Raw genomic sequence first — 12,557 nt, 5'->3', positions numbered from 1 at the left:
GCGCCCCGGGCCGTCCGGCGTTCACGCCGGGAGCGGCCGTTCATACACCACGTGCTTCATCACGAGGGTGGAGCTGAGCCGCTGCACGCCCGGGAGCGTGGCCAGCTTCTCGTCGTAGAGCCGCTGGAAGGCCGGCAGGTCGGTGCTGACGATGCGCAGCAGGTAGTCGGGGTCGCCGAAGAGGCGCTGCGCCTGCAGCACCTGAGGGATGTCCGCGACGGCCTCCTCGAAGGCGGAGACGGTGCCGCGGTCCTCCTGGCGCATGGTGACGAAGACCAGCGCCTCGAATTTCAGCCCGACCGCCTCGGCGTCCACGACCGCGCGGTAGCCGCGGATGGCGCCGCCGCGCTCCAGCTCACGCAGCCGGCGGTGGCACGGCGAGAGGCTGAGCCCGACCCGCGCCGCCAGTTCCGTGACCGTGAGGCGGCCGTCCTCCTGCAGTTCAGCAAGAATCGTCCGGTCCAAGTCGTCCATGGGGAAAATCCTTCCACAGACGCCCCGCGGGACGACAATATCGGGAAACACTTTCCGGGCTGTCGTGACTAATCTCCCTCTCTGCCGCCGTCCGACCAGAGAGAACCAGCGAGAACCACGTCATGGCCGCCAGCTCCATAGCCGCCTTCTGGGCAGTGTCCGTCCTCCTCGTCCTCGTGCCGGGCGCGGACTGGGCGTACGCCATCACCGCAGGCCTCCGCGACCGGTCCGTCCTGCCGGCGGTCGGCGGGCTGATGCTCGGCTACGTCGGGCTCACCCTCGTGGTCGTCGCCGGCGTGGCCGCCGTGGTCGCGAGCAACCCGGCGGTGCTCACCGTCCTGACGGTGCTCGGCGCGCTGTACCTGGTCTGGCTCGGCGTCATGACCCTGCTCCGGCCGGCGGCGCCCGCTTCGGCCGACCCGTCCGAGGCCCCGGCCGGCGCCGGCACCGGAGCGAGGCTCCTGAAGGGCGCCGGCATCAGCGGCCTCAACCCCAAGGCGCTGCTGCTCTACATCGCCCTGCTGCCGCAGTTCGCCGCCGCCCACGCCGGCGGCAGCAGCTGGCCGCTCGCGGCCCAGATCGGCGTGCTGGGCCTGGTCCACATGGCCAACTGCGGCGCGGTCTACACGGGGGTCGGCGTGCTGGCCCGTACCGTCCTGCGCGCCCGGCCCGCCGTCGCCCGCGCGGTCACCCGCGTCTCGGGCGCCGCCATGATCCTGATCGGCGCGCTGCTGCTCGTGGAACGCCTCGCGCCCTGACGCTTACGGACAGGGCGCGGCGGCGGGGTGCCCTCAGCCAGCGAACCGGCGGACGTACCGCTTCTGCCAAGGCGTCTCGACGGCGTGCCGGTCGTAGTGGCGCCGTACGAACTCCACCGCCTCGTCGGCCGGGACGCCGTCCAGTACGGCCAGGCAGGCCAGCGCCGTACCCGTCCGGCCGCGGCCCCCGTCGCAGGCGAACTCGACCCGCTCGGCGCCGGCCCGCTCCCACGCCTCGGTGAGCACGGCCGCCGCCCGGGCGCGGTCGCTGGGCAGCCGGAAGTCCGGCCAGCGCACCCATTGCGACTCCCAGGGCAGCTCCGGCGGCGGCTTGCCCAGCAGATAGACGCCGTACGTGGGGTCCGGCCCGGCAGGCACCGCCCGCCGCAGCCCCCGCCCCCGCACCAGCCGTCCGGAGGGCAGCCGCAACACACCGTCGTCGGTGGACTTCCAGGACCCGGTCATGCCGTCACGGTACCGGCGAAGTCGCCCGCACCGAAGGCCCTTTGCGCAGCTCCCTCGCAGGTCACACGGTTAGCGGCCGAGCCGTGGGCGGCTCGCGGGGGCTTTCGGTGGACTGGACCTCAGGAGTTTTCCACAGGCATGGCCCGGCCCGGTGGGGTCGCGTAACGTGACGAGGTGTGAAGATCCCCGCGTCGTGCGGGGATCGCCCGCGTCACGTCCCTGACCTGCGATAGGACTGGTGCATGGTGAAGATCCTCATCTCCGCCGACATGGAGGGCGCCACCGGCGTGACCTGGCCCGCCGACGTGCTGCCGGGAGCGAGCCAGTGGGAACGCTGCCGTCACCTGTTCACCTCCGACGTCAATGCCGCGATCGCCGGATTCTTCGACGGCGGCGCCGACGAGGTGCTGGTGAACGAGGCGCACTGGACGATGCGCAATCTGCTGCTGGAGAAGCTCGACGAGCGGGCGCAGATGCTGACCGGCCGGCACAAGTCGCTGAGCATGGTCGAGGGCGTGCAGCACGGCGACGTCGACGGAATAGCGTTCGTCGGCTATCACACGGGCGCCGGGACGGAAGGCGTGCTCGCGCACACCTACCTCGCCAATTCGATCACCGGTGTGTGGGTCGACGGCGTGGCGGCGAGCGAGGGCTATCTGAACTCCCTCGTGGTCGCCGAGTACGGCGTTCCGGTGGTGCTGGTGACCGGGGACGACCGGACGTGCGCCGACGCGAAGGGGTACGCACCCGAGGCGCGGGGCATCGCAGTGAAGGACTACGTGTCGCGGTATGCGGCGGTGTGCCGCCCGCCGGCGCGCACCGCGGCCGACATCAGGGCCGGGGCCCGGGAGGCGGCGGCCCTGGCGCGGCGGCACGAGCCCGCGCGCCGCGGCCCGTTCACCGTGGAAGTGGAGTTCGACGCCGAGCACCTCGTGGGAGCGGCCACGGTCGTGCCGGGCGTGGAGCGCAGCGGCACCCGCCGCGTCCGTTACGAGAGCCCGACCATGTACGAAGGTATCCGCTGCTTCAAGGCGGTCACCACCCTCGTCTCGTCCGCCGTGGAGGAGCAGTATGGCTGAGCAGATGACCGACCTGGAGGAGCTGGTCGACGGCGAAAGACCGGCGCCGGGCGCCCGGCCGGACAGTGCCGTCGACGCCAAGGCGCTGGACGAGGTGGTCCGCTTCACCTCGGAGCTGATCCGCATCGACACCACCAACCGGGGCGGCGGGGACTGCCGGGAGCGGCCGGCCGCCGAGTACGTCGCGGAGCAGCTGGCCGACGCGGGGATCGAGCCCACCCTGCTGGAGCGCAGCCCCGGCCGGACGAACGTCGTGGCGCGCATCGAGGGCACCGACCGGAGCGCCGATGCGCTGCTGGTCCACGGCCATCTGGACGTGGTGCCCGCCGCGCCGGAGGACTGGAGCGTGCACCCCTTCTCCGGCGAGGTCCGGGACGGCGTGGTCTGGGGCCGCGGCGCGATCGACATGAAGAACATGGACGCGATGGTGCTGGCCGCGGTGCGGGCCTGGGCGCGTGCCGGGGTCCGGCCCCGGCGGGACATCGTGCTGGCCTTCACCGCCGACGAGGAGGCCAGCGCCGAGGACGGCTCCGGCTTCCTCGCCGACGAGCACCCCGGCCTCTTCGAGGGCTGCACGGAAGGCATCAGCGAGTCCGGTGCCTTTACCTTCCACGCGGGCGACGGGCTCCAGCTGTACCCGATCGCGGCGGGGGAGCGGGGCACGGCCTGGCTGAAGCTCACCGCGACGGGCAAGGCCGGCCACGGCTCCAAGGTGAACCGCAGCAACGCCGTGAGCCGGCTCGCCGCCGCCGTCGCCCGCATCGGGGCGCACGAATGGCCGGTGCGGCTGACCCCCACCGTCCGGGCCGCGCTGCGCGAGCTGGCCGCGCTGCAGGGCGTCGAGGCCCGGCTGGACGCCACGGCGCAGCAGGACCTCGCGCGGGACGTCGACGCGCTGCTGGACGCGCTCGGCCCGTCCGCCGACCTGGTCGCGCCGACGGTGCGCAACAGCGCCAACCCGACGATGCTGGCGGCCGGTTACAAGGTCAACGTGATCCCCGGGAGCGCCACCGCCTTCGTGGACGGGCGGGTGCTGCCCGGCGGCGAGGAGGAGTTCCGCACCACCCTTGACCGGCTCACGGGCCCGGAGGTGGAGTGGGAGGTCGACCACGGCGAGGTGGCACTGGAGGCTCCCGTGGACGGTCCCACGTACGCCGCGATGCGGGCCTCGATCGAGCGCTTCGACCCGCGGGCCCAGGTCGTGCCGTACTGCATGTCGGGCGGCACGGACGCCAAGCAGTTCTCCCGGCTGGGCATCAGGGGGTACGGCTTCTCGCCGCTGCAGCTCCCCGAGGGCTTCGACTACCAGGCGCTCTTCCACGGCGTCGACGAACGCGTGCCGGTGGAAGCGCTGCACTTCGGGGTCCGGGTGCTGGACGACTTCATGGTGCACAGCAGGGGATGAGCGCGGGCGGGAGCAGCCCGCCGCCGCGCTGATGGAGACGAACGGACTGAGAGGAACACCGCCATGGTGACCACGGCGCCCTACGGGACCTGGCCGTCACCCATCGACGCCCGGCTGGTGGCCGCCAACGACGGCCGTCCGGAGTACCTCGGCGTGGTGGGCGACGAGGTCTGGTGGACCGAGCCGCGGCCCGAGGAGGGCGGCCGCCGCGCGCTGATCCGCCGCGGCCCCGAGGGCGCCGAGGAGTCGGTGCTGCCGCCGCCGTGGAACGTCCGCAGCCGGGTCATCGAGTACGGCGGCCAGCCCTGGGCCGGTGCCCAGGACGCGCACGGGGCGACGCTCCTGGTCTTCGTCCACTTCGCCGACCAGCGGCTGTACGCCTACGCGTCGGGCGAGGGCGGCGAGCCCCGGCCGCTCACCCCGCTCTCCGCGGTCGGCGGCGGGCTGCGGTGGGCGGACCCGGTGGTGCTGCCGGACCGCGGTGAAGTCTGGTGCGTGCTGGAGGAGTTCACCGGCGAGGGGTCGTCGGACGTGCGCCGGCTGATCGCCGCCGTACCACTGGACGGCTCGGCGGCGCAGGACCGCGCCGCCGTGCGCGAGCTGAGCGACGACCGGCACCGCTTCGTCACCGGACCGCGGCTCTCCCCGGACGGCCGGCGCGCCGCCTGGATCGCCTGGGACCACCCGCGGATGCCGTGGGACGGCACGCTCGTGATGCACGCGGACGTCACCGAGGACGGCGGCTTCACCGGAATCAGGCAGCTGGCCGGGGGGACCGACGAGTCCGTCCCCCAGATCGAATGGGCCGCCGACGGTTCGCTGCTGTACGCGTCGGATGCCGACGGCTGGTGGGAGCTGCGGCGCATCCGCCCCGGCGCGGCGGGCGACGGGAGCGTACCGAGCGTCCGGCTGTGCTCCGCGCGCCGGGAGGAGTTCGGCGGGCCGCTGTGGAAGGTCGGGCTGCGCTGGTTCCTGCCACTGGCGGACGGCACGATCGCCACGCTGCACGGCCACGGCGCGAACTGCCTGGGCATCCTCGACCCGGTCGGCGGCGAGCTGGTCGACGCGGCCGGGCCGTGGACGGAGTGGGCACCCTCGCTCGCCGTGCACGGCACCCGCGTCATCGGCATCGCCGCGAGCCCGCGCAGCGCGTACGAGATCGTGGAACTGGACACGGTGACGGGCCGGGCGCGGGTGATAGCGGCGCGGCACACCGACGCGCTGGACCCGGCGTACTACCCCGAACCGCAGATGCGTACCTTCACCGGCCCCGACGGCCGGGACATCCACGCCCACGTCCATCCGCCGCACAGCCCCACGCACGCCCCGCCGGACGGCGAGCCGGCGCCCTTCGTGGTGTGGGCGCACGGCGGTCCGACGGGGCACGCCCCGCTCGTCCTCGACCTGGAGATCGCCTACTTCACCTCGCGCGGCTTCGGCGTCGTGGAGGTCAACTACGGCGGCTCGACGGGGTACGGCCGGGAGTACCGCGAGCGGTTGCGCGAGCAGTGGGGCGTGGTGGACGTCGAGGACTGCGCCGCGGTCGCCGAGGCGCTGGCCGCCGAGGGCACCGCCGACCGCTCCCGGCTCGCCATCCGAGGCGGCAGCGCCGGCGGCTGGACCACCGCGGCCTCGCTGGCCGGTACGGACCTCTACGCCTGCGGCACGATCACCTACCCCGTCCTGGACCTGACGTCCTGGGCGGACGGCGAGACCCACGACTTCGAGTCGCGGTATCTGCACTCGCTGGTCGGGCCGCCGGACGAGGTCCCCGGCCGGTATCGGGAGCGCTCGCCGGTGCATCAGGTGGACCGGATCTCCGCGCCGTTCCTGCTGCTCCAGGGGCTGGACGACGTGATCTGCCCGCCCGCGCAGGCCGAGCGGTTCCTCGCCGAGGCCACCCGCTGCGGCATTCCGCACGCCTATCTGACCTTCGAGGGGGAGGGGCACGGCTTCCGCCGCGAGGACACCATCGTCCGTGCCGTCGAGGCGGAGCTGTCCCTGTACGCGCAGGTCTTCGGCATCGAGCGCACGGACGTGCCCGTGCTGGAGCTGGGCAAGTGAGGGGCGGACGCGCGGCGGAGGGGCCGCGGTGACCGTGCGGGCGGGCGCCAGGCCGCCACGGCTGCGGCCAGGGGACCGGGTGACGGTGATCGCGCCCAGCGGCCCGGTCGCCCCGGAGCGGTTGGACGCGGGACTGGACATCCTGCGCGGCTGGGACCTCGACCCCGTACTGGCGCCGCACGTCCGCACCGGGCACGCCGAACTGGCCCACCTCGCGGCGCCGGACGAGTGCCGGGCCCGGGACCTCCAGGACGCCTGGTGCGACCCCGGGGTGGCCGCGGTGTTCGCCGCGCGCGGCGGGTACGGTGCCCAGCGGATGGTGGACCTGCTGGACTGGCGGGCGGTCCGGGCGGCGCGGCCCAAGCCGCTGGTCGGCTTCAGCGATGTGACGGTGGTGCACGAGGCGTTCGCGCTGCGCGCCGGGGTGGCGACGCTGCACGGCCCCGCGGTGGCCGGCGAGGTCTTCCTCAAGGACGAGCCGACCAGGGACCACCTGCGGCGCACGCTCTTCACCCCCGAGGACGCGGCCGTGACGACCCTGGCGCCCGGTACGGCGCGCACACTGGTGCCGGGCCGGGCGCACGGCGTCACCTTCGGCGGCTGCCTGGCGCTGCTGGCGAGCGAGGCGGGTACGCCGGATGCCCGGCGCGACGCGGCGGGCGGCCTGTTGCTGCTGGAGGACGTCGGCGAGCAGCCGTACGCCGTCGACCGGGCGCTGACCCAGTTGCTGCGCTCGGGCACGCTGGCCGGGGTCGCCGGGATCGTGCTCGGTTCGTGGGCGCGCTGTGGTCCGTACGACCGGATCAGGGCGGTGCTGGCGGACCGGCTGGGCGGGCTCGGGGTGCCGGTGGTCGAGGAGTTCGGGTTCGGCCACGGCGACTCGGCGCTCACGATGCCGCTGGGCGTCCCGGCCACGCTGGACGCGGACGCGGGGACCCTGACGTGCGCCGTGCCCCCACTGCTCTGACACCGCTCCGGCGGAGGTGCCGCCGCACCCGCAGCAACCTGGGGCTGTCCCCTCAACAGCAATGTGACCAGCGGTAACTGACGCTCCGGTAAGAAGTTTCGTCAACTCCGTTGACATGGCCAAAACGCATGCCGGACCATGAGCGCGCCGTACTGACTGGTAGGTATGGCGTGTCTCTGTGGAGGTCAGCGTGTACCGAGCAGTGTCCCGCCCCGTTCTGCGCACGTCGCTCGCCCTGTTGGCCGCCGGTACCGTGGCCGCCCCGCTCGGCCTCGCGGCCCCCGCGGCAGCCGCCGCCGCACCGTACGACGTCACCGCCGTCAAGCTGACCGTGCCGGCGGGCGACCGTGACTGCACCGTGGACGCCGACCTCTACCGCCCGGCCGGCGTCGACGCGGCACATCCGGCGCCCGCGATCCTGACCACCAACGGCTTCGGCGGCGACAAGGCGGACGGCTCGACCGCCGCCACGGCCCAGGCGTTCGCCGCGCGTGGCTATGTCGCGCTCTCCTACTCCGGGCTCGGCTTCGGCAAGTCCGGCTGCCCGATCTCGCTCGACGACCCCACCGTCGACGGCAGGGCCGCGAGCCGGCTCATCGACTTCCTCGCCGGTACGCGCCCCGCGGACGACGGCACTCGCATCGACTACGTCACCAAAGAAGGCAGGGGCGGGGCGGCGGCCGCCGATCCGCGTGTCGGCATGATCGGCGGCTCGTACGGCGGTGCGATCCAGCTGGCCACCGCCGCCGTCGACCGCCGCGTGGACGCGCTCGTACCGCTGATCACCTGGAACGACCTGGCGTACGCGCTGGACCCCAACAACGCCGGTCAGCCCGCGGGCAGCGTCAGCAACGACGTCCCCGGCGTCTACAAGAAGCAGTGGACCAACGGTTTCTTCCTGATCGGCGAGGCGCAGGGGCTGCTGAACCCGAGCCTGGACCCGTCCCGCCTCGGCGGCGCCGGCTGCCTGCACTTCGTCGCGAAGGCCTGCGAGACCAAGCGTTGGCTGGACTCCGGCCGGTACCCGGCCGACAGCACGAAGCCGATCCTCGACTACGCGCGCAGCGTCAGCCCCGTCTCGTATCTGAAGGACGTGAAGGCACCGACCCTGCTCGTGCAGGGCCAGGCGGACAGCCTGTTCAACCTCAACGAGGCGGCGGCCACCTACCGGACGCTCAAGGCGCAGGGCACCGACACCAAGATGATCTGGCAGTCCTGGGGGCACAGCGGCGGTATGACCGACCCGGCATCCGGCGAACTGAACCTGTCCGAGGGCAATCTGGAGACGAGCTACGTCGGGCAGCGCATCCTCGCCTGGTTCGACCGCTACCTCCAGCACAAGAAGGACACCGACACCGGCCCCGCCTTCGCCTACTACCGCGACTGGATGCCGGCCGGGCAGACGTACGGCACGTCCGCCACGTTCCCCGCGAGCGGCGACTCCTGGAAGCTGTACCTCTCCGGCGACGGCAGGCTGGTCGACGACCGCGCGAAGGTGGCGCGCGGCAGCCGCGAGTACCGCAACCGGCTGCTGCCCACCAGCCACTCCGAGTCCCAGCTCGCGGGCATCCTGGGGCTGCCGGACCCCGCGCCGTACGACCTGAAGGGCACGTATCTGGACTGGACGTCAGCACCGGTCGAGGGCCGGCCGGTCGACGTGGTCGGTGCGCCGAAGGCCACGCTCAAGGTGGTCTCGCCGCGTACGGAGCAGGTGCAGAACTCCGGTGACGCCGCCGACAAGCTGGTCCTCTTCGCGAAGCTGTACGACATCGCGCCGGACGGCTCCAAGACGCTGGTGCACCGGCTGGTGGCGCCCGCGCGGGTGCCGGACGTGACCCGTCCGTTCACCGTCGAGCTGCCCGCCCTCGTACATCGCTACCAGCCCGGCCACCGCCTGCGGTTCGTCATCGCGGCGAGCGACACGGCGTACTACGGCAACAAGGGCGTCAAGCCGGTCACCGTCGTCAGCGCGCCCGAGGACACGGGCACGCTGGAACTCCCGTTGGCGGGCCGGTAACCGGGGCGGGTCAGTCCTCCGCGATCGTGATGGCCTGCACCGGGCAGGCGCGGGCGGCCTCGCGCGCCATGGGGTCTTCGGGCGCCCTCTCGTCGGGCGGCAGCAGGGCGCTGAAGCCGTCGTCGTCCTGCGTGAACGTCTTCGGCGCGGTCAGGGCGCACTGCCCCGAGCCGATGCAGCGCTCCGTGTCGATGCTGATGTGCTGAGTGGTCGGCATGGTCGGTCCCTGAATCCGTGAGTGGCGTGTGGGGGAGGGGCCGGCCCGGCGCGGTGGTGGTGCTGCCGTGTCGGGGACGGGGCCGGCTCCGGTGGTGCAGAGCGGTGCGGTCAACTGCTACCAGGCGACGGGGAGTTCCACCATGCCCTGGATGGTGTCGCCGGGCTTGAACGGGATCTCCTCGGCCGGTGCCGCGAGGCGGAGGCCGGGGAACCGGGTGAGGAGCGAGTGCATCGCGATCTCCAGCTCGGCGCGGGCGAGGTTCTGCCCGAGGCACTGGTGGATGCCGAAGCCGAAGGCGATGTGGTGCCGCGCGGAGCGGTCCCAGTCCAGCTCGTCCGGTGCCGCGTACGCCGTGGCGTCACGGTTGACGAGCGAGGTGGAGAGCACCACGCCGTCGCCCTTCTTGACGGTCACGCCGCCGACCTCGATGTCCTCGGCCGCCACCCGGAGCATGCCGTCGGCGATGGAGAGGTAGCGCAGCAGCTCCTCGACCGCCGCGGGCATCAGCGAGGCGTCCGCGCGCAGCGCCGCCAGCTTCTCGGGGTGCTGGAGCAGCGTGAAGGTGCCCAGCGAGATCATGTTGGCGGTCGTCTCGTGCCCGGCCACCAGCAGGATCATGGCCATGCTCACCAGCTCGTCGCGCTCCAGGTCGCCGGTGCGCAGCCGGTCCGCGATCAGCTCGTCCAGCAGCCCGTCGCCCGGCTCGGCCTCCTTCCGGGTGATCAGCTCGCCGAAGTACCCTTCCAGGTCGTCCAGCGCCTTGCGGGAGTCGGCAGCGGCCGGTCCGCGCAGCAGCCGGCGCGACGCGTCCTCGAAGAACTCGTGGTCGGTGTACGGGACTCCCAGCAGCTCGCAGATGACCATGGAGGGCACCGGCAGCGCGAAAGCCGAGACCAGCTCGGCCGGGTGACCGCCGGCCTCCATGTCGTCCAGCAGCCGGTCGACGATCTGCTGGATGCGCGGGCGCATCGCCGCGATCCGCTTCAGGCCGAAGCTGGGGATGAGCATCCGCCGCTGGACGTTGTGCTCGGGGTCGTCGACCCCGAGGAGCGTGGTGCGGCTCTTGCGGTCCTCGTTGCGCAGCCCCTCGAACCGGGCGCTGGGGACCGGGAAGTCGGGGTTCAGGCGGTCGGACGAGAGCCGCTGGTCGGTGAGCAGGGCGCGTGCCTCGGCATGCCCTGTCACGACCCACACCTCCCGTCCGTCGTAGAGGTGGACACGGCTGAGGGGCTGCCCCTGCTCACGCAGGGGCGCGTAGGCGGTGGGCGGGTGGTAGGGACAGGCGCGGTCCTGCGGAAACTTGACGGTTTCCGCGACCGCTTCCGATATGACTTCCGACACGGCGTACCTCCGGTGCGCTGACTCAGTTGTGCCACTTCTCATTTCATGTCATGCCAGGAGAAATCACTACGCCAAGTTCAGCCAAGTGGTCAGCTACTGCCAAGAGTTGCCTCCTCTTCTGGTACGTGGTGGCTGAACAGGGCGTTCCGGTGGGGTGTGGGGTTCGTGGCGTCCGCCGGGCCGCCGGGCGGAGTCCGCAGCTCCTCAGGGACGTCACCCGGTCGGCCTCGGCGTGGCCGAGAAGTGCTGGGTGTGGCGAGGAGTTCGCGCCGAACTGCTCCGCGCGTCGTCCCGGCTCCGCACGCTTCTCACAGGTGGCACTCAGTGCCACACTGGCGCCATGAACGACGACGCGCGGTACCAAGGGGACGCGGCGGCCCTGGCCTGGGCCGCACTCGGCGGCGAGGCCGGCCTGACCGGACGGGTGCGGCACGGCGGTGCGCGCGGGCTGCTCCCCGCGCGGCTGCCGGTCATGGACCTGGCCAGGGCGACCGTCACGGTGTGCGCGCTGGCCGGCGCGGAGCTCGCCGCGGCCCGCACCGGCGGCGCCCTGCCGGCCGTCGAGGTCGACGACGGCGCCGTGGCCACCGCCTTCCTCAGCGAACGGCACCTGCGCATCGACGGCCGGGCGCCCGCGGTCTTCGCGCCCCTCTCGGGCTTCTGGCACACCGCCGACGGATGGCTGCGCACGCACGCCAACTACCCCCACCACCGCGACCGGCTGCTCGCCGCGCTCGGCCTGCCGGAGTCCGCGGGACCCGAGGCGCTCGCCGCCGAACTGGCGGGCCGGAGCGCGGCGGAGACCGAGGCGGCGGTGTACGCGGCGGGTGGCCTCGCCGTCGCCGTACGGGACGCCACGGAGTGGGGCGACGGCCCGCAGGGCGCCGCGGTGGCCCGCCGGCCGCTGCTCACCCTCGAACCGCTCGGCGCCGCCACGCCGCCCCTTCGCGCGCCCGCCCCGGCAAGCGATCCGCTGCTGCCCGCCGCCGGCCTGCGCGTGCTGGACCTGACGCGGGTGATCGCCGGGCCGGTCGCCACCCGTACGCTCGCGCTGCTCGGCGCCGACGTGCTGCGGATCGACGCGCCCGGCCTGCCGGAGAGCCGGGACGCGCACGCCGACACCGGCTTCGGGAAGCGCTCGGCCGTCCTGGACCTGGACTCGCGGGCGGGGCGCGCGACGTTCGAAGAGCTGCTGTCGTACGCGGACGTGGTGGTCACCGGCTACCGGCCGGGCGCCCTGGACCGCTTCGGCCTGGCGCCGGAAGCGCTCGCCGAGCGCCGCCCCGGCATCGTTGTCGCCCGCCTGTCCGCCTGGGGCGACTACGGCCCCTGGGGCGGCCGCCGGGGCTTCGACAGTCTCGTACAGGCAGCCACCGGCATCGCCGTGACCGAGGCAGCGGCCGACGGCACCCCCGGGGTGCTGCCCGCCCAGGCCCTGGACCACGGCACCGGATATCTGCTGGCCGCCGCAGTGCTGCGGGCGCTGACCGAACGGTCCCGTACGGGCGGCGCACGGCTGGCGACGCTGGCCCTCGCGCAGACCGCCGCACTGCTCACCGACGTCCTGCCGCGGTGCGCCCCGGGCCCCGCCGACGCGTACGACCCGGCCGTCCGGCTCGCGGAGACCACCGGGCCCCTGGGCCGGCTGCGGCACGCGCTGCCGCCGGTCGCCTTCGCCGGCTCCCCCGCCAACTGGGCCCGGCCGCCGGGGGAGTGGGGCGCCGACACACCCGCGTGGGTGTGAGCACACGGAGACGCCGAGCGCGG

The 12,557-nt window shown here is 73.4% G+C and carries 11 protein-coding genes; 7 read left to right on the top strand and 4 right to left on the bottom strand.

Annotated features, from left to right (window positions below; genetic code table 11):
* Positions 1 to 21: 21 nt before the first annotated feature.
* A complete protein-coding gene (locus ACIGQF_RS23200) occupies positions 22 to 474 on the bottom strand; it encodes an Lrp/AsnC family transcriptional regulator (protein ID WP_399713278.1) in 453 nt (150 codons plus the stop codon).
* Between the two features lie 122 nt (positions 475 to 596).
* On the opposite strand from ACIGQF_RS23200, the gene ACIGQF_RS23195 reads away from it, so the two are divergent.
* On the top strand, positions 597 to 1,232 hold the full coding sequence (locus ACIGQF_RS23195) for a LysE family translocator (protein WP_361567168.1): 636 nt from the start codon (positions 597 to 599) through the stop codon (positions 1,230 to 1,232).
* Between the two features lie 33 nt (positions 1,233 to 1,265).
* On the opposite strand, the gene ACIGQF_RS23190 is transcribed toward ACIGQF_RS23195, so the two are convergent.
* Entirely contained in the window at positions 1,266 to 1,697 is a 432-nt protein-coding gene (locus ACIGQF_RS23190) for a protein phosphatase (RefSeq protein ID WP_399713274.1), read from the bottom strand.
* A 245-nt stretch (positions 1,698 to 1,942) separates the two neighbouring features.
* Between ACIGQF_RS23190 and ACIGQF_RS23185 the strand changes: the two genes are divergently transcribed.
* From ACIGQF_RS23185 to ACIGQF_RS23165, 5 genes are all read left to right on the top strand, one after another.
* A complete protein-coding gene (locus tag ACIGQF_RS23185; protein WP_361567262.1) occupies positions 1,943 to 2,776 on the top strand; it encodes a M55 family metallopeptidase in 834 nt (277 codons plus the stop codon).
* Positions 2,777 to 2,780: 4 nt separating this feature from the next.
* A complete protein-coding gene (locus ACIGQF_RS23180; RefSeq protein ID WP_399713604.1) occupies positions 2,781 to 4,181 on the top strand; it encodes a M20/M25/M40 family metallo-hydrolase in 1,401 nt (466 codons plus the stop codon).
* A 63-nt stretch (positions 4,182 to 4,244) separates the two neighbouring features.
* On the top strand, positions 4,245 to 6,245 hold the full coding sequence (locus ACIGQF_RS23175) for a prolyl oligopeptidase family serine peptidase (RefSeq protein WP_399713271.1): 2,001 nt from the start codon (positions 4,245 to 4,247) through the stop codon (positions 6,243 to 6,245).
* Between the two features lie 28 nt (positions 6,246 to 6,273).
* On the top strand, positions 6,274 to 7,212 hold the full coding sequence (locus tag ACIGQF_RS23170) for an LD-carboxypeptidase (RefSeq protein WP_399713268.1): 939 nt from the start codon (positions 6,274 to 6,276) through the stop codon (positions 7,210 to 7,212).
* A gap of 217 nt (positions 7,213 to 7,429) precedes the next feature.
* Positions 7,430 to 9,229 carry a CocE/NonD family hydrolase gene (locus ACIGQF_RS23165; protein WP_399713601.1) on the top strand — a complete coding sequence of 600 codons (1,800 nt, stop codon included), beginning with the start codon at positions 7,430 to 7,432 and terminating at the stop codon, positions 9,227 to 9,229.
* Positions 9,230 to 9,239: 10 nt separating this feature from the next.
* Here the strand turns inward: ACIGQF_RS23165 and ACIGQF_RS23160 are convergent, their stop codons facing one another.
* Positions 9,240 to 9,446 (bottom strand): ferredoxin, encoded by a 207-nt coding sequence (locus ACIGQF_RS23160; protein ID WP_399713266.1) that lies wholly within the window; start codon positions 9,444 to 9,446, stop codon positions 9,240 to 9,242.
* A gap of 117 nt (positions 9,447 to 9,563) precedes the next feature.
* Positions 9,564 to 10,832 (bottom strand): cytochrome P450, encoded by a 1,269-nt coding sequence (locus tag ACIGQF_RS23155; RefSeq protein WP_399713264.1) that lies wholly within the window; start codon positions 10,830 to 10,832, stop codon positions 9,564 to 9,566.
* Positions 10,833 to 11,130: 298 nt separating this feature from the next.
* Between ACIGQF_RS23155 and ACIGQF_RS23150 the strand changes: the two genes are divergently transcribed.
* Positions 11,131 to 12,534 carry a CoA transferase gene (locus ACIGQF_RS23150; RefSeq protein WP_399713260.1) on the top strand — a complete coding sequence of 468 codons (1,404 nt, stop codon included), beginning with the start codon at positions 11,131 to 11,133 and terminating at the stop codon, positions 12,532 to 12,534.
* The last annotated feature ends 23 nt before the right edge of the window (positions 12,535 to 12,557 follow it).

This window comes from Streptomyces sp. NPDC053560 (assembly GCF_044544605.1).
In the GTDB taxonomy this organism is placed as follows: Bacteria; Actinomycetota; Actinomycetes; order Streptomycetales; family Streptomycetaceae; genus Streptomyces.
The sequence above is the reverse complement of the archived record's forward strand: the minus strand, read 5'-3'. Positions and strand labels throughout refer to the sequence as shown.

Bases quoted from the DNA above. Each gene is read 5' to 3' on its own strand.
- ACIGQF_RS23195 (WP_361567168.1), top strand. From the start codon at position 597: ATGGCCGCCAGCTCCATAGCCGCCTTCTGGGCAGTGTCCGTCCTCCTC.
- ACIGQF_RS23160 (WP_399713266.1), bottom strand. From the start codon at position 9,446: ATGCCGACCACTCAGCACATCAGCATCGACACGGAGCGCTGCATCGGC.
- ACIGQF_RS23200 (WP_399713278.1), bottom strand. From the start codon at position 474: ATGGACGACTTGGACCGGACGATTCTTGCTGAACTGCAGGAGGACGGC.
- ACIGQF_RS23155 (WP_399713264.1), bottom strand. From the start codon at position 10,832: ATGAGAAGTGGCACAACTGAGTCAGCGCACCGGAGGTACGCCGTGTCG.
- ACIGQF_RS23175 (WP_399713271.1), top strand. From the start codon at position 4,245: ATGGTGACCACGGCGCCCTACGGGACCTGGCCGTCACCCATCGACGCC.
- ACIGQF_RS23180 (WP_399713604.1), top strand. From the start codon at position 2,781: ATGACCGACCTGGAGGAGCTGGTCGACGGCGAAAGACCGGCGCCGGGC.
- ACIGQF_RS23150 (WP_399713260.1), top strand. From the start codon at position 11,131: ATGAACGACGACGCGCGGTACCAAGGGGACGCGGCGGCCCTGGCCTGG.
- ACIGQF_RS23190 (WP_399713274.1), bottom strand. From the start codon at position 1,697: ATGACCGGGTCCTGGAAGTCCACCGACGACGGTGTGTTGCGGCTGCCC.